Raw genomic sequence first — 597 nt, forward strand, 5'->3', positions numbered from 1 at the left:
TTGCGGTTCAGCGGGCGTCGGCGGTTGACTTGCAAGCAGACCAAAACGCCGACCACCGACGCTCCGTTGCAACCGATGGTTATCCGCCGGTTTGGGGTGTGTAGATCCGAGAATATGCTTCGGTCAGTCCGGTGCTACGGTCAATCGCCGTAGCAGTTGTTGCCGTCAATGCAGTCACGCCAAGCGTTCGGTATGGCTTGGATTCGCTTTCGTCGGTAATCACGAGATCACCAGCGTTATTAATGTACCACCGTCCCCCGAGCGCAGCCACAGAGTGAAGGTTGCCATTCTTCGTGCCTTCGGACCAGAGGACGCCGCCGTTTGCGCGAAACGAGAAGTTGGCGATGCGTTTTGGGTCTTGGAGTTCATATCGCCAGCTTTCGGACGTTAGGTGTTGCCATGTAACCGCGGGAGGCCCGTTAGCGATAGATGGAGCAGTTGGGCCGCATCCAGACGCTAGCGTTAGAAGGCATGCTGCGGCGTAGAGTGAGGTTGGAACACGGTTCATCGTTGCGCCTCAGTCGGATAACGTTTAAGTTCACCCCTGCTCGGCAGCTGGAGTTTGACTTTCCAAAACGGTTCACGCCGAGCTGTGGG

Annotated in this window: 1 protein-coding gene; it reads right to left on the bottom strand. The window is 57.0% G+C overall.

The features are described 5' to 3' along the window. Positions 1–79 precede the first annotated feature (79 nt). Positions 80–508 carry a hypothetical protein gene (locus tag CA13_RS04185; RefSeq protein ID WP_146394730.1) on the bottom strand — a complete coding sequence of 143 codons (429 nt, stop codon included), beginning with the start codon at positions 506–508 and terminating at the stop codon, positions 80–82. Between the last annotated feature and the right edge of the window lie 89 nt (positions 509–597).

Origin of the sequence: Novipirellula herctigrandis, assembly GCA_007859835.1 — a bacterium.
Lineage (GTDB): Bacteria > Planctomycetota > Planctomycetia > Pirellulales > Pirellulaceae > Novipirellula_A > Novipirellula_A herctigrandis.

Bases quoted from the DNA above. Each gene is read 5' to 3' on its own strand.
- CA13_RS04185 (WP_146394730.1), bottom strand. From the start codon at position 508: ATGAACCGTGTTCCAACCTCACTCTACGCCGCAGCATGCCTTCTAACG.